General features: G+C 69.8%; 16 protein-coding genes. 6 read left to right on the forward strand and 10 right to left on the reverse strand.

The features are described 5' to 3' along the window. Positions 1–1417 (forward strand): sensor histidine kinase (locus tag BN11_RS09945; RefSeq protein WP_048697181.1); only part of this gene is annotated, 1417 nt, incomplete at its 5' end. 47 nt (positions 1418–1464) lie between these two features. Here BN11_RS09945 and BN11_RS09950 read toward each other — a convergent pair. After that, on the reverse strand, positions 1465–1713 hold the full coding sequence (locus BN11_RS09950; RefSeq protein ID WP_048697184.1) for a WhiB family transcriptional regulator: 249 nt from the start codon (positions 1711–1713) through the stop codon (positions 1465–1467). Between the two features lie 254 nt (positions 1714–1967). On the opposite strand from BN11_RS09950, the gene BN11_RS09955 reads away from it, so the two are divergent. Next, on the forward strand, positions 1968–2309 hold the full coding sequence (locus BN11_RS09955; RefSeq protein WP_048697186.1) for a hypothetical protein: 342 nt from the start codon (positions 1968–1970) through the stop codon (positions 2307–2309). A gap of 25 nt (positions 2310–2334) precedes the next feature. On the opposite strand, the gene BN11_RS09960 is transcribed toward BN11_RS09955, so the two are convergent. Next, entirely contained in the window at positions 2335–3591 is a 1257-nt protein-coding gene (locus BN11_RS09960; protein WP_048697190.1) for a DUF2207 domain-containing protein, read from the reverse strand. Between the two features lie 64 nt (positions 3592–3655). On the opposite strand from BN11_RS09960, the gene purU reads away from it, so the two are divergent. Then, positions 3656–4546: a formyltetrahydrofolate deformylase gene (gene purU / locus BN11_RS09965; protein ID WP_048697193.1), complete on the forward strand. Its 891-nt coding sequence runs from the start codon at positions 3656–3658 to the stop codon at positions 4544–4546. Positions 4547–4624: 78 nt separating this feature from the next. On the opposite strand, the gene BN11_RS09970 is transcribed toward purU, so the two are convergent. The 4 genes from BN11_RS09970 to BN11_RS09985 all read right to left on the reverse strand — a co-directional run bounded on the left by BN11_RS09970 (position 4625) and on the right by BN11_RS09985 (position 9639). Beyond that, on the reverse strand, positions 4625–6052 hold the full coding sequence (locus BN11_RS09970) for a cytochrome P450 (RefSeq protein ID WP_048697196.1): 1428 nt from the start codon (positions 6050–6052) through the stop codon (positions 4625–4627). Continuing rightward, on the reverse strand, positions 6049–7248 hold the full coding sequence (locus BN11_RS09975) for an acetate/propionate family kinase (RefSeq protein WP_048697199.1): 1200 nt from the start codon (positions 7246–7248) through the stop codon (positions 6049–6051). Before BN11_RS09975 ends, BN11_RS09970 begins: the two co-directional genes overlap by 4 nt. A 3-nt stretch (positions 7249–7251) precedes the next feature. After that, entirely contained in the window at positions 7252–9309 is a 2058-nt protein-coding gene (gene pta, locus BN11_RS09980) for a phosphate acetyltransferase (RefSeq protein WP_048697201.1), read from the reverse strand. Between the two features lie 87 nt (positions 9310–9396). Beyond that, positions 9397–9639: a hypothetical protein gene (locus BN11_RS09985; RefSeq protein WP_048697203.1), complete on the reverse strand. Its 243-nt coding sequence runs from the start codon at positions 9637–9639 to the stop codon at positions 9397–9399. A gap of 78 nt (positions 9640–9717) precedes the next feature. Between BN11_RS09985 and BN11_RS09990 the strand changes: the two genes are divergently transcribed. From BN11_RS09990 to BN11_RS10000, 3 genes are all read left to right on the forward strand, one after another. Beyond that, positions 9718–10623, forward strand: a complete 906-nt coding sequence (locus BN11_RS09990; protein ID WP_048697205.1) for a LysR family transcriptional regulator — start codon at positions 9718–9720, stop codon at positions 10621–10623. 108 nt (positions 10624–10731) lie between these two features. Next, on the forward strand, positions 10732–11514 hold the full coding sequence (locus BN11_RS09995) for a ParA family protein (RefSeq protein ID WP_048697208.1): 783 nt from the start codon (positions 10732–10734) through the stop codon (positions 11512–11514). A 19-nt stretch (positions 11515–11533) separates the two neighbouring features. Continuing rightward, entirely contained in the window at positions 11534–12586 is a 1053-nt protein-coding gene (locus BN11_RS10000; RefSeq protein WP_048697210.1) for an NAD(P)-dependent alcohol dehydrogenase, read from the forward strand. Here BN11_RS10000 and BN11_RS21825 read toward each other — a convergent pair. From BN11_RS21825 to BN11_RS10015, 4 genes are all read right to left on the reverse strand, one after another. After that, positions 12555–13226: a helix-turn-helix domain-containing protein gene (locus tag BN11_RS21825; RefSeq protein ID WP_083433669.1), complete on the reverse strand. Its 672-nt coding sequence runs from the start codon at positions 13224–13226 to the stop codon at positions 12555–12557. The two genes, BN11_RS10000 and BN11_RS21825, sit on opposite strands and share 32 nt — an antisense overlap. 76 nt (positions 13227–13302) lie before the next feature. Continuing rightward, on the reverse strand, positions 13303–14523 hold the full coding sequence (locus BN11_RS10005; RefSeq protein ID WP_048697212.1) for an acetyl-CoA C-acetyltransferase: 1221 nt from the start codon (positions 14521–14523) through the stop codon (positions 13303–13305). Positions 14524–14683: 160 nt separating this feature from the next. Beyond that, a complete protein-coding gene (locus BN11_RS10010) occupies positions 14684–16381 on the reverse strand; it encodes an FAD-binding protein (protein ID WP_048697214.1) in 1698 nt (565 codons plus the stop codon). Between the two features lie 101 nt (positions 16382–16482). Then, a partial coding sequence (locus BN11_RS10015; RefSeq protein ID WP_235435432.1) for an ArsR/SmtB family transcription factor occupies positions 16483–17446 on the reverse strand: 964 nt, incomplete at its 5' end.

Genomic DNA, 17446 nt, shown 5'->3' on the forward strand with positions numbered 1-17446 from the left:
CGTGCTGCTCGGCGAGTGGCAGTTGCTCTCCGACCTCTCCTTCGCCGACCTGGTGTTGTGGGTCCGCACCCGCGCCGGCGACTGGCGGGCGGTGGCGCACGTGCGCCCGAACACCGGGCAGATGGTCTTCTTCGAGGACATCGTCGGCCAGCACGCCGTCGGGGACCGCAGCCGGCTGCTCGAGCGCGCCCTCGACGAGGGGGCCATCCTGCGCCGCGGCGGCCCCATCCTCGACAACGACCACGCCATCCGAGAGGAGGCGGTGCCCCTGCGCGACGGCGACCAGACCATCGCGATCCTCACGCGGCATACCAACCTCACCGCGCTGCGTACCCCCAGCCGGCTCGAACTCAGCTATCAAGGCCTCGCCGCCGCGTTGGTGCGGATGATCGCCGCCGGCGAGTGGCCGGGCGCCAGCGCGCCGACGGGCAGCCGGCGCGGCGCCCCCCGCGTCAGCGATGGGGTGATCCACCTCGGCGTGGACGGCATCGTGCTGTACGCCAGTCCGAACGCGATGAGTGCCATCCACCGCCTCGGGCATCCGGGCGAGGTGATCGGGGAGCAGCTGGCGACGGTGTTCGCCGACGTGCTGCGCGATCAGGCGCTGGTCGACGAGGCTCTCGCGATGGTGACGATGGGGCGGGCGGCCTGGCGCGCCGACGCGACCACCCGCTCGGGATCGGTGGCGCTGCGCGCCATACCGCTGACCGAGGGCGGCGAACGGGTCGGCGCCATCGTGCTGCTGCGCGACGTCACCGACCTGCGGCGCCGCGAGCACGAACTGCTGAGCAAGGAAGCCACGGTCCGGGAGATCCACCACCGCGTCAAGAACAACCTGCAGACCGTCGCGGCGCTCTTGCGCCTGCAGGCGCGGCGGCTGCCCGACGGGGCCGGGCGATCGGCGCTCGACGAGGCGGTTCGGCGCGTCGGCACGATCGCGCTGGTGCACGAGACGCTCTCACACGGCTTCGACGAGACCGTCGATTTCGACGAGATCGCCCGCCGGGGCCTGCACGCCATCGTCGAGGTGGCGACGACCGATGTGCCCATCGGCTCGCGGGTCGAGGGGTCGTTCGGCCGGCTGCGGGCGGAGGACGCCATGTCGCTCGCGCTGGTGATCAGCGAGTTGACCCAGAACGCCGTCGAGCACGGCCTGCGCGAGACCGGAGGCACGGTCACCCTGCGGGTGGAACGGGTCGAGGAGGACGGGGGCGACGGCGATGTGCTGCAGGTCGCGATCGAGGACGACGGCACGGGGATCCCGGCCGGATTCCGTCCCGGCAAGGCCGGCCTCGGGACCCAGATCGTCAACTCTCTCGTGCAAGGGCTGCGTGGGGCGATCCGGTGGGAGGACGCCCAGCCGCACGGCACGCGGGTGCGCTTCTTCGCTCGCCTGCGCCCCCTGGACCCGGCCTGAGCACGGGTGCCTGAGCACGGGTCCGCGGGCTTGCCCGCGGGGGATCGTCAGCCGGCGCGGCGGGCGCGGGCGTTGCGGCGCTTGAGGGCGCGGCGCTCGTCCTCGGACAGCCCGCCCCAGACTCCGGAGTCCTGACCGGACTCGATGGCCCACTTCAGGCACGTGTCGATGACCTCACACCGCCGGCATACGGCCTTGGCCTCCTCGATCTGCAAGATTGCCGGTCCAGTGTTGCCGATGGGGAAGAAGAGCTCGGGGTCTTCGTCCAGACACGCAGCGCGATCGCGCCAATCCATGAAGTGGATCTCCTAGTCAGTGGCCAGCGGCGGGCGGCCCTCGGGTTGCGGCGCGCGCCACAGCGAGGCCCTCGGTGGTTTCGGTGGTCGACTCACCATTGTCAGGGACCGACCGCCGATATGCCAATGCTTTGGGCCATATCTTTTGTTCCCGATTCAATAATTAGGCTTGGGGCATGGCAAACCAGGCCGCATCCGCGCAACCGGACCGTTCGAGTGTCGGTCCGCCGGCGAGTCGCGGCCGATGGCCGCGGGTGGCTGCCGCGGTGGTCGGTCTGGAGGCGCTGGCGCTGGTGGGCCTCGCGGCCGGGTATGCCGTGGGGATCGCCGAAGAGACCGAGTCCAGCCTGAGCCGCACGCTGGCCTCGATCGGGCTCTTTCTCGTGGGGGCGACGATCCTCGCCTCGATGGCGCGGGCCTGGCTGCGCGGGCAGGAGTGGCAACGGATGGCCACCCTGGTGCTCAACGCGCTGCTCGTGCCGGTCGCCTTCAGCGTCATCCGCGGCAATGGCGCCCTCGTCGGCGTGCCGGTGCTGCTCCTCGCCGTCACGGGCGTCACCGCCGTCCTCCTGGCCGGCGGCTCGACCCCGGACTGAGACCTGGCCGCGGTGACGGGACGGGCTAGATGCCGAAGTCGCACCCGTCGCAGCCGGAGCAACCGTCGCCGAAGTCGAGCAATCCACCGGCCGAGTCGGCGAAATCGCCGACGCTGCTGGCGATGCCGCCGAGACCGTCCGCGAGATCCAGGTCCGGGATGTCGATGCCCGCCGAGAAGTCGGCGACGCTGCCGACGGCGTCGGCGATCTGCAGGCCGGCGCCGAGCGTGTCGCCGAGCACGTCGAATCCGCCGAGCCAGGTCAGGTCGAAGAAGGCGTCGCCCACGCCCTGCAGCCGAGCCGCGGCGGCCACGTCGGCGAAGGTGCGCGCCCACCGCTCGGCGACCCCGAAGACCATGGCGTATGGCAGATAGCGGCTGAAGAGGTCGCGGGCCTCTTCGAAGCGGATCTGGTTCGCCTCGGCCTTGGTGAGGTATTCGCGGAAGCCGAGCGCCTGGATCCGGGCGGCCGTACCTTCGGCGGTGCGGGGGGTGCGCCCGCGGCCACCCCAGATGAGCAGGATCGCGGCGAACAGCAGCCCCGCACCCAACGCCAGCATCGGCGTGCGTGCCGGCTCCCAGGGCCGGGCCGTGATCCCGGCCAGCGCGGCCAGGACGGCGGCGACGACCAGCAGCCACCCCAGGCAGCCGAGCCGCCGGTTCCGGTCGCGGGGATGCTTGGTGTACCAGCCCCGGTCGACGACCTCGCGATAGAGCCCGATCTGCGCCTCGCGCATCGTCAGGTCGAAGCCACGGGCCTTCAGTTCCCGGACCGTGACCTCGGGGCCGTACCGGAACACGGCGTCCAGCAGTTTGTGCTCGAACGGCAGCAGCCGATCGCCATCCGGCGCCGGCAGTCGTATGAGGCGCCAGTCGTGATCGGACTGGCGGACAGGAGGTTTCGGTGCCGGCCCCCGCGGTGGCGGGGGAGGAGTGTCGGGGTCGGCCGCTTCGGCCACCAGCCGCAGGTGGCCGCGGACGGCGAGATCGATGATGGTGGCGGTGACGTCGATGACGTGCGCCTGTCCGTCGATCACGGTGCCGACCAGCCCGGGAGTCAATCCGTCCGGTGGGCTGAACCGGACGGCGACCGGACCGGCATACTCCTGCCTGCCGCGCGGCACCCGGCGGCGCGTCACCTGCTGCCCCAGGGCCGGCAGCTCACCCGGGGTGACGCCCTCGAAGATCTCGTCGCGGCGGCGCCGGCGGAACCACCACAGCCCGAGGACAGCGAGCAGCACCGGCACCGCGAACGCCGCGACCGCGATCTCCCTGCTGTCCACTCGACCCGCCCCTCTCCTCGATCGATCGCCCGGGGGCAGCCTAGGACGCGTTCACCCACCACGGATGGGCGTCCCGGTCTGGGGTTACTATCCAGCGGTGCCCACCCGCTTCGTCCTGACCCTCTCCTGCCCCGACCGGCCCGGCATCGTGGCCGCGGTGGCCTCGACGCTGGCCAATCTCGGAGCCAACATCCTCGAGAGTCAGCAGTTCGACGACCCGCGCACTGGCCGCTTCTTCATGCGCGTGCTCGTCGAGCCGGTGGCGGGGGAGACCATCGAGCAGGCCGACCTGCACGGCGCCGTCGCCGCCGTCGGCAAACGGTTCGACATGGACTTCCAGCTCCGGCGCGCCGACGCGCCATACCGGACCATCCTCATGGTGTCGAAGTTCGGGCACTGCCTCAACGACCTGCTCTTCCGCTGGCGCAACAGCGGGATCAACATGGACGTCGCCGCCGTCGTGTCCAACCACCCCGACTTGGAACCGCTCGTGGCGTCGTATGGCGTTGCCTACTACCACATTCCGGTCACGCCGGACACCAAGTCCGAGGCGGAGTCGCGGCTGCTGTCCCTCGTCGACGAACTCGACGTCGACCTGGTCGTCCTGGCCCGCTATATGCAGATCCTCTCCGACGAGTTGACCGCGCGGATGTCTGGCCGGATCATCAACATTCACCACTCGTTCCTGCCCAGCTTCAAGGGCGCCAAGCCCTATCACCAGGCCTACGAACGCGGCGTGAAACTCGTCGGCGCGACCGCCCACTATGTGACCGCCGACCTCGACGAGGGACCGATCATCGAGCAGGACGCGATCCGGGTCGACCACCGGATGACGCCCGAAGACCTCGTGCGCGCCGGGGAGGAGTGCGAGGAACGCGTGCTCGCCCACGCCCTGCGCTGGCACTGCGAATCGCGGGTCCTGCTCGCCGGCGACCGCACCGTCGTTTTCTCCTAAACCCCACGAAGTTCTCCGCTCCTTCGTCGCTCCGATACTTCGCGGGCACCCCGAGGACCCATACATCCCGCGAAGTCGTCAGGCCACCAGGCTCCGCTCGCGGATCGTCAGCCGAAAACCCTTGGGCATCAACGTCAGTCGCTCGGTGACGCGCAGGTCGTATGCCGGGTCGGCAGCGAATTCGAAGCGGTGCAGCAGCCGCGCGAGGACCAGCACCGCCTCGTGCAGGGCGAACTGCCGGCCGATGCACGCCCGGGTGCCGACACCGAAGGGCAGGTAACTGTATGCCGGCCGGGCGCGCACCCGCTCGGGCAGGAAGTTGTCGGGGTCGAAGCGGTCGGGGTCCGGTCCCCAGACAGCCGGATCGCGATGCACGGCCGGGATGAAGACCAGCAGCCAGTCCTGCGGGGTCATCGTCCAGCCGGCGACCGTGGTCACCGCACGCGGGCTGCGTCCGATGGCGGGCGCAGTCGGCCAGAGCCGCAGCGCCTCGTCGAGCACGCGGCGCACGTAGCGGAACTTGGGGACCATCTCGAACGTCGGCGTGGACTGCGGGTCCGGCCCGAGCAGGTCGTCCGTCTCCGCTTGGGCCGCGGCCCGCACCCGATCGTCGTTGGCGAGGTACCACAAGGCGAATGACACTGCCCCCGAGGTGGTTTCGTGACCGGCGGTGAGGAAGGTCAGCACCTGGTTGATGACATTGCGCCGGTCGAGCTGGGCTCCGGACTCGGCATGTGCATGAAAGAGCATCCGCCCGAGCAGGTCCTCGCCGCCACGTTGCTGCCCGCCACCGTGCTGCCCGCCGCCGGCCAACCGCGTCTCGATGATGTCCTCGGTGATCTCGACCTGCGTCGCGTATGCCGCCCGCGCCCGTCTCGAGGGCCGGCGGGTGATCAGTTGGCCGAGTGGCAGAGTGCTCAACCCTGCTGCCTGGCCGGAGTCGGAGAGCAGGGTGACCATGGCCGCGACGTAGGGGTCGCGCTCCTGGTGGGCGAAGGTGCCGAAGGAATGGCCGAACGCCGTGCGCCCGATGGTCTCCAGCGTCATCCGGGTCAGGTCGTCGGCGACGTCGACGGGCGTGGTGCTCGCGGCCCACCGTGCGACGAGATCGTCGGCGACGGCGTTCATCGTGTCGTGATAGCCGCGCATCGCGGGTTTGGTGAACGCGGGGACGAGCAGGTCGTGGGCGACCCCCCAGGCCGGTTCGTGAGTGAAGGCGGTGAACAGGGCGTCGCCGCTGAAGCGGCGTAGTGCGAGCACGGCGGGTGCCAGCGCCTTGTCGAAGTGCACGTCGTCCGCGACCTGGGCGCACACGCGCGCGCTCAACGCAAAGACGAACTTCTCACGAAAAGCCTTGAACTCCAGCAGTTCCGGCAGCCCGTGCACCCGGCGCATGAGGTTCTGCACCGGGGTGTTCGGGTCGGCCTCGCGCTCGATGTCCCCGACGAACCGGCGCCGCCCCGGGGGATGGGGCAGGCGCTGACCCGACCAGGTGTTGCGGGTCACGGCCTCTCCAGGTGCTCCAGGCACTCGCGGGCGATCTGCAACTCCTCGTTGGTGGGGATGACGAAGGCCGCGACCCGGCTGGCCGGCGTCGTCAGCAGCGCCTCCGCGTCGGCGCCCTCGTTGGCCGCCGCGTCGACCTCGACCCCGAGGATGCCGAGGCGGCCCAGCACCGCGGCTCGCAGGGCCGCATTGTGCTCTCCGATGCCACCCGCGAAGGCGATCGCGTCGAGCCGGCCGAGCACCGCGGCATACGCACCCACGTATTTGACGAGCCGGTGGACGACGACGTCGATGGCGGCTTGCGCCTCGCGGTCACCGGCGGCGGCGCGTTCGGCGATGGTGCGGAAGTCGTTGTCACCGGTCAGCCCGAGCAGGCCGCTCTGCTTGTTGAGCGCGGTGTCGAGCTGGTCGACGTCCAGGCCCTCGGTGCGGGCGAGGTGGAAGGGCACGGCGGGGTCGATGTCGCCGCAGCGCGTGCCCATGACCAGCCCCTCGAGCGGCGTCATGCCCATCGAGGTCTCGACGCTCTCGCCGTCGAGCACGGCGCACGCGCTGCACCCGTTGCCCAGATGCAGCACGATCGTGGCGAGGTCGGCGCGGCCCATCAGCGCCGAAACCCGTGCTGAGACATAGTGATGCGAGGTGCCGTGGAAGCCGTAGCGGCGCACGTGATAGTCCTCCCGCCACACCTTCGGCACCGCGTAGGTGTATGCCGCCGCCGGCAGGGTCGAGTGGAACGCCGTGTCGAAGACGGCGAACTGCGGCACGTCGGGGAACTGCGCCAGCGCGGCCTCGATGCCGGCGAGGTTTGCCGGATTGTGCAGTGGCGCAAGAGGAATCAGGTCGCGGATGGCGTCCGTCGTCGCTGCGGTGATGCGGGTCGTCGCGCTGAAGCGGGTGCCGCCATGGACCACGCCCCCCCCCACCGCCATGGGCGGCTCGGCGTCCAGGTCCGGCCCGAAGTCGGCGAAAGCCGCAGCCATCGACGCGAGGGCGGTTGTCATGTCGCCGATTTCGCCGGTGCGGGTGTTGTCGGTGCCGGCGACCGTATGCCGGTGCTTGCCGCCACTGGATTCGCCGATCTGCTCGATCAGCCCCTTGGCCAGGACCTCGCCCGAATCGGACTGGAGCAGTTGGTATTTCACGGAAGAGGAGCCGGCGTTGACGACGAGGACGCGGCCGTCGGGGGAGGTCATGGCTCAAGCTCCTGCCTGGATCGCGGTGATGGCGATCGTGTTGACGATGTCGCGCACGAGCGCCCCGCGGGAGAGGTCGTTGACCGGGCGATTCAATCCTTGGAGCACCGGACCGACGGCGACGGCGTGGGCCGAGCGCTGGACGGCCTTGTAGGTGTTGTTGCCGGTGTTGAGGTCGGGGAAGATGAACACGGTGGCCTGCCCGGCGACCTTGCTGCCGGACAGCTTGGTCGCCGCCACGTCGGGGTCGACGGCGGCGTCATACTGGATGGGCCCCTCGACAGCCAGCTCCGGATCGCGTTGTCGCACAAGGTCAGTTGCGGTTCGCACCTTCTCCACGTCGAGGCCGCTGCCGGACCCGCCGGTGCTGTAAGAGAGCATCGCCACGCGGGGTTCGATGCCGAACTGGCGCGCGGTCGCGGCGGAGGAGACCGCGATGTCGGCGAGTTGCTCGGCCGTCGGGTCGGGGTTGACGGCGCAGTCGCCGTAGACCAGCACGCGATCGGCCAGGCACATGAAGAAGACACTCGAGACGACCGAGACACCGGGCACGGTCTTGACCACTTCGAGCGCCGGGCGGATCGTGTGCGCGGTGGTGTGGTTGGCGCCGGAGACCATGCCGTCGGCCTCGCCGAGCAACACCATCATGGTGCCGAAATAGGCGCCGTCGATGACCCGGTCGCGGGCGATGTCGATCGAGACGCCCTTGTGGGCACGCAGGCGCGCGTACTCCTGCGCGTAGCGTTCGAGATTGGGCTCCTGGGTGGTCGACAACAGGCGCGCACCGGTCAGGTCGAGATCGAGAGCGTGCGCGCGAGCGGCGATCTGGGCGGGATCACCGAGGATGGTCAGCCGGGCCGCCTGCCGCTCGAGGATGAGCGCGGCAGCCTCGAGGATCCGGTCGTCATCCCCCTCGGGCAGGACGATATGTCTGCCGGCCTTCCGGGCCTGGGTGAGCAGGTTCTGCTCGAACATCAGCGGCGTGACCGCGCCGGGCGATGCGGCCCCGAGGCGCTCGAGGAGTGCGTCGGTGTCGATGCTCTCCGCGAGGACCTTCTCGGCCGCCGCGATCTTGCGCACCGAGGCGGGGTTGAGCGAGCCCTTGACCCCGGTCAGCGCCGCGGTCGTGGCCAGCGTCCCGCCCGCGCAGGAGATGACGGGCAGGCTCGAGTCGATACCCGAGATCAACTGCTGCACTTGGGGACTCGGCGTAAAACCACCGTTGAGGAAGACGGCGGACGGGCTCGGGAAGGTCTTGCCGCGGTCGGCCAGCAGCACGCCGAGCAGGACGTCCTCGCGGTCGCCGGGGGTGATCACGGCTCCGGCCGGCAACAGCCGGTCGAGCACGTGCGGCATGGTCATCGCCGCCACCACGAATCCGAGCGACTCGTTGTCGAGCCGGGCGGGATCGCCGGAGAGCAGTTCCCCGTTGACCGCGCCCATGAGCTCGCGGACGGTCGGCGCGTCGAGGATCGGGACGTTGGGGACGGTGTAGGTCGGTATGCCGCGGGTCGCCTGCTGGGTCGCGGCGACGATCGCCTCGGCCGGGCCGTCGACGCGGTTGACGATGACGGCCAGCACCTGGGCATGCCGGGCGTGCGCGCCCTCGGCCATCAGCTCCGCCGCGAGGGCGATCTGCTCGGGCGTGCGCCCGGCACCATTGACCACGAGGATCATCGGGGCGTCGAGATGCGCTGCGAGAGAGGCGTTCGCGGCGAACTCGGTGGGGGCGGGCACTCCGCTGTAGTCGGACCCGACGATGACCATCGTGTCGGTGTCGGCCGCCGCCGCGTGGAAGCGTGCGACGACCTCCGCCATGGCAGCATCGCGGTCGTCGTGCAGATCCTGAAGCATCACGCCGGACGCCGCGCGCAGGTCGATCGGCCGTTCGAGCCGGGAGGCGAGGAGGGTCAGGACCGGATCGGCCTCGGGATCGGTCACGACGGGGCGGAAGATCCCCACCCGGCCGGCATGGCGGGCCAGCGCCGAGACCAATCCCATGGCGATGGCGGACTTGCCGGAATGCGCCTCCCCGGACGCGATATACACCCGAGTGGACATGCGATCACCCTATGCGCTGACACATGACAAACGCACCGGCCCAGGTCGGGCGCGGTGCGATGTCGGGGGAGTGGGGACGGACGCCGATCAGGCGGCGACGTGCATCCCGAAGGCGGGGCGGGCGGAGTCGCGGTAGGCGCGGGCGAGCTTGTCGCCGAGCACCTCGCGCATGAGGTCGGCGTCGGGGCTGTCCTGGCCGTCGACGGCGGCCAGCATTTCCTCGATCTCCGCGGGCGTGGTGTAGACGGACAGCTGGCGCAGCATGTCCTGACGGGCCGACACGGCCGCACGGTGGTGCCGGAGGCTGATCCGGATGTTCTTGATGCTCATGTCCTCAATTGTGCGCCCTTTCAATTAATGCGTCCAATAGCTCGCATGCATAGAACCCATGCGCTAACGTCATTGGTCATGGAGACCGAGACGCTGCGCTGGTTTCAGCATGTCGCCGACGGGATGACGGTCACCGAGGTGGCCGAGACGTATGCCGTGAGCCAGCCCGGCGTCTCGCGTGCCCTCGCGCGACTCGAGGAGGAACTGGGGGCCCCATTGCTGCGCCGGTCCGGCCGGGTGCTGCGCCTGACCGCCGCCGGCGCGGTCTTCAAGGCGCACCTCGACGCGATGATGGCGCAGTACGACGACGCCGTCGCCGCCGTCGAACAACTCCTCGATCCCGGCACCGGCATCGTCACCCTGGCCTACCCGCTCAGCCTCGGCACGTGGTTCGTGCCCGGGCTGATCCGCGACTTCCGGGCCGCTCATCCCGGGGTGCGGGTGCGCGTGGCGCGCTCGTCCGTCGGCGCGGTCGGCGCCATCTCGCGCCTCCTGGCGACGCGGGAGGTGGACCTGGAGATCACGACCGGCCGGGTGTCCGGGCCCGGTGTGGAGTGGCGTCAGGTCGCGATCGAGCCCCTGCTGCTCGCCGTGCCGCTCGACCACCGCCTCGCCGGCGCCGAGGAGACCGAGCTCGCCCATGTCGCGCGGGAGCCGTTCATCATCCGCCGGGCGCCGTCGGAGATGCGCGCGCAGGTCTTGCAGCTTTGTGCCGCAGCGGGTTTCGAGCCCGACATCGCCTTCGAAGTGGACGATCTGCCGACCGTGCGCGGGTTCGTCGCCGCCGGGCTCGGCGTCGGCGTCGTGTCGGCACTGGGCCGCTCCGTGCCGACCGAACTCGGCCCGGTGCGCCTGATTCCGTTGCGGGACAACGACGCCAGGCGCGAGGTCGGGATCGCCTGGCTCAGCGAGCGCCGGCTGCTGCCGGCGGCCGACCTGATGCGCCGATTCGCGCTCGCCGAGGCGGGGCGACGTGGGGCCTGATCGCGCGGCATACCCCCGCCCCGTGGTGGGCCGGATCACGCCTACGACATCCCCGGGATGCCGTGTCCCTGCCCCGCGCAGCCGTATGCCGCTGCGAGACTTGGGGATATGCCGCCCCGTAGCCGCGCCAAGGGCGCGACCATCCTGGCCGTCGCCAATCAGAAGGGCGGCGTCGCCAAGACGACGTCTGTCGCCTCGCTCGGCGCCGCCTTCGCCGAACTGGGCAAGCGGGTGCTGCTCGTCGACCTCGACCCGCAGGCCTGCCTGACGTTCAGCCTGGGCATCGACCCGGACCAGGTCGAGGCGTCGGTGCACGACGCCCTGACCGGCGCGGTGCCGCTCGCCGACGTCATCTTCGAGTGCGGCGACGGCGTCGACCTGATCCCCAGCTCCATCGAACTCGCCGGCACCGAGTCGGTCCTCCTCGGCCGGCCCGGGCGCGAATACATCCTGCAGGAACTCCTCGCGCCGGTGGCGACGGCATACGACCTGATCCTGCTCGACTGCAGCCCCAGCCTCGGGGTGCTGACGCTCAACGCCCTCACCGCCGCCCGCGGCCTGATCGTCCCGATGCCCTGCGAGATGCTCGGCCACCGCGGCGTGGGGCAGCTGCTCGATACGGTGCGCGACGTCAAGCGCATCCTCAACAAGAAGCTCGACGTCGTGGGCGTGCTGCCGACGATGTACGACGGGCGCAGTACCCACCAGCAGGACGTGCTCGCCGACGTGGGGGAGCGCTACGGCATACCCGTGCTCGCGCCGCCCATCCCGCGCACGGTCCGCTTCGCCGAGGCGCCCGCCGTCGGACGGTCCATTCTCGAGACCTCGCGCACGTCCAAGGGGGCGCAGGCCTACCGGGCCGTGGCCAAGGACATCCTCACCCGTCTGTGAGTCGCGTAGGTTGGAGGGTATGACGACCCAGGTTCCCGCCATCCTCAAAGACTCCGCCGACGCCCCGTTCCGCCAGGGGCTGGTCGAACGGCGCGACCTGCGCCCGGACGATGTCCGCATCGACATCGCGTACGCCGGCATCTGCCACAGCGACATCCACACGGTGCGCGAGGAGTGGGGACCGTGCATCTTCCCCATCGTCACCGGGCACGAGATCGCCGGGGTGGTCAGCGAGATCGGTTCCGAGGTCACGAAGTTCAAGGTCGGCGACCACGTCGGCGTCGGCTGCCTCGTCGACTCGTGCGGCGAGTGCGACTACTGCGTCAAGGGCAGCGAGAACTTCTGCGAGAAAGGCGCCGTCGGCACCTACAACTCCAAGAACTACGACGGCGAGATCGCCCAGGGCGGCTACAGCCAGCAGATCATCGTCACCGAGCGGTTCGTGCTGCGCATCCCCGACGCGATCTCGCTCGAGGTCGCGGCCCCGCTGTTGTGCGCCGGCATCACGCTCTATACCCCGCTGAAGCGCTGGGGTGCCGGGCCGGGCAAGAAGGTCGCCATCGTCGGGATGGGCGGCCTGGGGCACATGGGGGTCAAGATCGCCGCCGCCATGGGCGCCGACGTGACCGTCATCTCCCAGACGATGTCGAAGGAGGAGGACGGGCGAGCGTTCGGCGCCGTCGACTATCGGGCGACGGAGGACGGCAGCGTCTTCAAGGAACTGCGCAACAGCTTCGACCTGATCGTCTGCACCGTCAGCGCCGACCTGCCGCTGGACAAGTACCTCGGCATGGTCAAGCCCTTCGGCGCGCTCGTGCTCGTCGGGCTGCCCGAGAAGCCGCAGAACTTCCAGGTGTTCTCGCTCATCATGGGCGACAAGGTGCTCACCGGGTCGAACATCGGCGGCATCCCGATCACCCAGGAGATGCTCGACTTCTGCGCCGAGCACGACATCGCCCCGACGGTCGAGACGATTTCGGCCGACGAGGTCGACGCCGCATACGACCGCGTCGTCGCCTCCAAGGTGCGCTACCGCTTCGTCATCGACACCTCGACGATCGCGCCCGAATAGGCCTGTGCGGCAAGCACATCCAGGCCGCCAGGACCAAATAGCCTCTGCTAGTGTCCCGCGCCGGAAGTTCAAATGAGAAGTCTTCCGAGGGATTTGAGGATGTCTTCGGCGGTTTTGGTCCAGATGAAGGGTTTGGGGTCGGTGTTCCAGGTCCGATGTCATAGGCCTTCTCCACGAACAGCGGGTCGGTAGACAGTTTGAAGGTCTCGGTGCGGTGCGGCTGCAGCCCGAACGCTCGCCAGATCCGCCCGACTGTCGAGGCTGAGAGTTCCGAGCGTCTCGCCATCTTCGAGCGGGTCCAGTGCGTGGCATTGTCCGGGACCGATTCCAAGGTGGCCACCACGAGATCCTCGACCTGCTGATCGGTCACCGTCGCCGGCCGACCCGAGCGCGGTTCATCGAACAACCCATCCAGTCGATCGGCCACGAACCGCGCCCGCCACTTGCCCACTGTCGTCGCCGTGCACCCCAACTGCGCAGAAACCGACGCATTCGTCGACCCCGTCGCGCACGCCAGGATGATCTTGGAGCGCAACGCCAACGCCTGCGACGTCTTCGCCCGCCGGGCCCAGCGGGTCAACTGCTCCCGCTCTTGCTCGCTCAGTTCCAGCACTGCCTTGGGACGTCCAGTTCGCGCCATACCCAAGCCTACAACTTACCCAACGAATTTATGGCGCACGCCACTAGCAGAGGTTCCGCGTCCGGCCCCCGGCGTCTCAGCTCAGCCGCTCGATGATCATCGCCATGCCCTGACCGCCGCCGACGCACATCGTCTCCAGGCCGATCTGCTTGTCGTGGAAGGCAAGCGAGTTGACCAGGGTCGAGGTGATGCGGGCACCTGTCATGCCGAAGGGGTGGCCGATGGCGATGGCGCCGCCGTTGACATTGAGCTTGTCCATGGGGATGCCCAGTTCGCGGGCCGAGCCGAGCACCTGCACAGCGAAGGCCTCGTTGATCTCGGCCAGGTCGATGTCGTCGATAGTCATGCCGGCGATCGCGAGCGCGCGGCGGGTGGCCTCGATCGGCCCCAGCCCCATGATCTCCGGGGACAGGCCGGAGACGCCGGTGGCGACGATACGGGCCAGCGGCGTCAGCCCCAGCTCCTTGGCCCGGGTGTCGCTCATGACGATCACGGCGGCCGCGCCGTCGTTGAGAGGGCAGGCGTTGCCGGCGGTGATGGTGCCGTCCGGCCGGAAGACCGGCTTCAGTTGCGAGACCGCCTCCAGCGTGGTGCCGGGACGCGGGCCGTCATCGGTCGCCACAACGTCACCCGAGGGCAGCGTGACCGGCACGATGTCCTTGGCCCAGAAGCCGTTTGCGATGCCCTGCTCGGCGAGATTCTGGCTGCGGACCCCGAACTCGTCCTGCTCGGCGCGGGTGATGCCCGTGATCTGGGCGACGTTCTCGGCCGTCTGTCCCATGGTGATGTAGATGTCCGGCAGGAGCCCCGCCTCACGCGGGTCACTCCATACCTCGGCCCCGCCCTGGGACCGGGCGGCGGTCCGGGCCTCCGCGTCGGCAACCAGCGGATTGTGGGTGCCCGGCATCATGTCCGCGGCGCCCGAGGGATAGCGGCTGACCGTCTCGACGCCGGCGGAGATGAAGGCATGCCCCTCACCCGCCTTGATGGCGTGGAAGGCCATCCGCGTCGTCTGCAGGCTCGAGGAGCAGTAACGGTTGATCGTCACGCCGGGGATGGCGTCATATCCGGCAAGCACCGCCACTGCCCGCGCCATGTTGAACCCGCCCTCGCCTGCGGGCGAGCCACACCCGAGGATCAGGTCGTCGATGGTCGCCGGGTCGAGTTCGGGAACCTTGGCCAAGGCGGCCCGCACCATCGAGACGGTCAGGTCGTCCGGACGCATGTCGACGAGCGAACCCTTCATGGCGCGCCCGATGGGGCTGCGGGCGACGGAGACGATGACGGCTTCGGGCATGACGAACTCCTTGTCGGGACAGACGGTCGTATGCCGCCACTCTCGCACGTGGATCGCCCCACCTCACCCGGCTACGGCTGTGACCTCTCTCTAGTTGCCGAGCAGGGAGGCCATCCTCTTCGCGGATCGGGCCGAGCAGCGCGACGACGTCCTCCATCACCTACTCGACCCGGGAGCGGTCGACGTCCTGGGTGTCGTCGGGCGCCCAGCCCTGCGCGGCGGCATGCCGGGCGGCGAGGTGGCCGAACACCGCGGCCGGGCCGAGGGTCGAGCCGGGGCCGGGGTAGGTGCGTCCCATGACGGACGCGGAGCAGTTGCCGGCGGCGTAAAGGCCCTCGATGACCGTGCCGTTGGCGCGGAGAGCTCGCGCGTGCCCATCGGTCACGATGCCGCCCTTGGTCCCGAGGTCTCCGGCGACGATCTCGACGGCGGCGAAGGGCGCCTTCTCGATCGTGCCGAGGTTGGGGTTGGGACTGCTGAGCGGGTCGCCGTAATAGCGGTCGTATGCCGAGTTGCCGCGCCCGAAGTCGTGATCGATCCCGGTTCGGGCGTTGGCGTTGAAGCGTTCGACAGTCTCGGCCAGCGCGGTCGGGTCCAGGCCGGTCAGATCAGCCAGATCGTGAATTGTATGGGCAGAGTGGGCAATCCCGGCAGCGGACCGAGCCTTGTTCTCACGCGGGTCAAGGGCGTAGGAGCGCAGGTACTTCCGGGCATGCCGGGCGTCGGTGATCATCCAATAGCGACCGGTCACCTCGCGGGAGTGTTCGAGCATGTGGTGCCCGAGGTCGACATAGGACTCCGATTCGTTGGCAAAGCGCCGTCCGGCGCCGTCGACGATGATCGAGTGCGGCATGGACCGTTCGCTCACGAGGAAGGCGGCGCTCTTGTCCGGGCCGCTCGGCGGGATCGATCCGCCCCACCAGGCGTCATCCATCAGATCGAGCGCGGCGCCGACCCGTTCGGCCAGCGCGATCGTGGAGCCGACATTGCCGGACGAGCCCGAACTGGCCGTCCCGTCGACGCCTTGATAACGCCGGCGCAGTTCGGCGTTGTGGTCGAAACCGCCGGCACCGAGGACGACCCCGCGCGTGGCCCGCACGTGAATCTCCTTGCCGTCCTTGATGGTTCGCACCCCGACGACCCGGTCATCCTCGACGATCAAGTCCTGCACCGGGCTCGAGAGCCAGACCGGCGTCCCTTGGGCAATGGCGATCTCCAGGAAGGAGCACGCCAACGCCGCACCCATCCCGACCTTCTTGTGTCCTCGAGCCGCCGATCCCGCGATGCGGGCGACGACGCGGGCACCACGCGTCATACCGTCCGGGCTCGACCAGGCCCGCGACAGCAGCCAGAAGTCGTCCGTCTTCACCGGGAGCGGCACGCCGTCCTGACCGCGCGAACTCGCCCACCACTGACCGATGCGGCGCCGGTCGAAGGGTTCGTGCTCGATCGCCCGGCCGATCTTGCCGCTCGGACGCTCGGGGTAGTAGTCCGGGTACGCCGCCGCGCGAGCGAACCGCATACCCAGCCGTTCGGCCAGGCTGACGAAGCTGCCGACGCCGTCGACGAAGGCTTCCTTGCGATGCCGGCTCGCGCCCGGGCCGGCATCGCCGACGGTTGCGTCGAGGTACGTCAGCGCCTCCTCCCGTGAGTCACCAGCCCGATCCCGTTGCATCAGAGGGTTGTTGGGCAGCCACAGCCCGCCGCCCGACATGGCTGTGCTGCCACCCCAACGATCGGTGCTCTCGAGCATGAGGACGGTCATACCCTCGTCGGCCGCCGTGACGGCCGCGGCGAAGGCGGCCGCGCCGGTGCCGGCGACGACGAGGTCGTAGGTGCCATGCCAGGTCACGGACATGATGGGGCTCCACTCCTTGGGTGCGCGGCGCCTCGCGCCGTCACCGACACTCTGCCAGGGCGGACCGGTCGGCTGCCGGCACATCGCTCACGGGCTGAGCCTCACCCGAGCAACTGGGCGGCCAGGTCGGTCGCTTCGTACCAGACCCGCGATCCGGAGCGCCAGCGCCGGACCAGGCCACCCCGATGGAGGATGCCGAGGTGGAAGGACACGGTGGCGGGTGCCCGGTCCAGCTGCCGCGCCAGGTCCTGAGTCGTGCGCGGAGCCACGAGGTTCGCGAGGATCGCAGCTCGCGTCGTGCCGGGGAGGTCGGCGGTCGCGGAGGTGTGGTCCGCACAAGACGTCGACCACAACGCCCCGACGCCTCGTGCCGGATAGATCAACTGCGGCGGATCGGGCTCCTCGGCGACGACGGCCGGGCGGCCGGTGAGCACGGTGGACGGCGTGAGGATCATGCCGTCGCGGGCCCAGTCGACATCGACCGCGAAGGTGGACTCGACGCAGACGGCACCGTCGGCCCAGGACAACCCCTCGCCGAGATCCGCGACCAGACCCGCGGCCCCCCGGGTCGCCAATTGCTCTGCGCGATAAGCCATGTCGGCTTGCAGGACGCCGAGGGTGGCCGGCCACTCATCGGCGAGGACCGTGTCGAACCACACGCGCACAGCGGCCGCGGCCTGCTCGGCGACATGGCGTGGGCCACGCTCGAGCAGGGCGGCGACAGCGTGGGGCATCGGCCGCCGCCAGGCGTTGTACTCGCTGGGGGTGCCGATGGTCACCTGCACGTGCGGGCGCACGGGCCGGTCCCGAAAGCAGATGTCCACGTGATAGTCGACGATCGACTCCGGCGTGTTCGCGATCGCGTCGGCGACCTCCTCGATCCCCGACACCGGGTGCTCGCAGACGGGCGACAGGAAGTCGGGGATATAGGGATGGGCAGGATCGATCAGCGCCTCGAGCAGAGCACGCTCCGGCTGCGGGCACCGGCCGGCGGCGGCCAGCCGCGCTCGCACGTGCGGGGTAGGAATGGCTGCGACCGCTGTCAACGGCCAGTTGGAAGTCCCC

Origin of the sequence: Nostocoides australiense Ben110, assembly GCF_001050535.1 — a bacterium.
GTDB classification, from domain to species: domain Bacteria; phylum Actinomycetota; class Actinomycetes; order Actinomycetales; family Dermatophilaceae; genus Nostocoides_A; species Nostocoides_A australiense.

Bases quoted from the DNA above. Each gene is read 5' to 3' on its own strand.
- BN11_RS09950 (WP_048697184.1), bottom strand. From the start codon at position 1,713: ATGGATTGGCGCGATCGCGCTGCGTGTCTGGACGAAGACCCCGAGCTC.
- purU (WP_048697193.1), top strand. From the start codon at position 3,656: ATGGGCGTCCCGGTCTGGGGTTACTATCCAGCGGTGCCCACCCGCTTC.
- BN11_RS09975 (WP_048697199.1), bottom strand. From the start codon at position 7,248: ATGACCTCCCCCGACGGCCGCGTCCTCGTCGTCAACGCCGGCTCCTCT.
- pta (WP_048697201.1), bottom strand. From the start codon at position 9,309: ATGTCCACTCGGGTGTATATCGCGTCCGGGGAGGCGCATTCCGGCAAG.
- BN11_RS09985 (WP_048697203.1), bottom strand. From the start codon at position 9,639: ATGAGCATCAAGAACATCCGGATCAGCCTCCGGCACCACCGTGCGGCC.
- BN11_RS09990 (WP_048697205.1), top strand. From the start codon at position 9,718: ATGGAGACCGAGACGCTGCGCTGGTTTCAGCATGTCGCCGACGGGATG.
- BN11_RS09995 (WP_048697208.1), top strand. From the start codon at position 10,732: ATGCCGCCCCGTAGCCGCGCCAAGGGCGCGACCATCCTGGCCGTCGCC.
- BN11_RS10000 (WP_048697210.1), top strand. From the start codon at position 11,534: ATGACGACCCAGGTTCCCGCCATCCTCAAAGACTCCGCCGACGCCCCG.
- BN11_RS21825 (WP_083433669.1), bottom strand. From the start codon at position 13,226: ATGGCGCGAACTGGACGTCCCAAGGCAGTGCTGGAACTGAGCGAGCAA.
- BN11_RS10005 (WP_048697212.1), bottom strand. From the start codon at position 14,523: ATGCCCGAAGCCGTCATCGTCTCCGTCGCCCGCAGCCCCATCGGGCGC.
- BN11_RS10010 (WP_048697214.1), bottom strand. From the start codon at position 16,381: ATGTCCGTGACCTGGCATGGCACCTACGACCTCGTCGTCGCCGGCACC.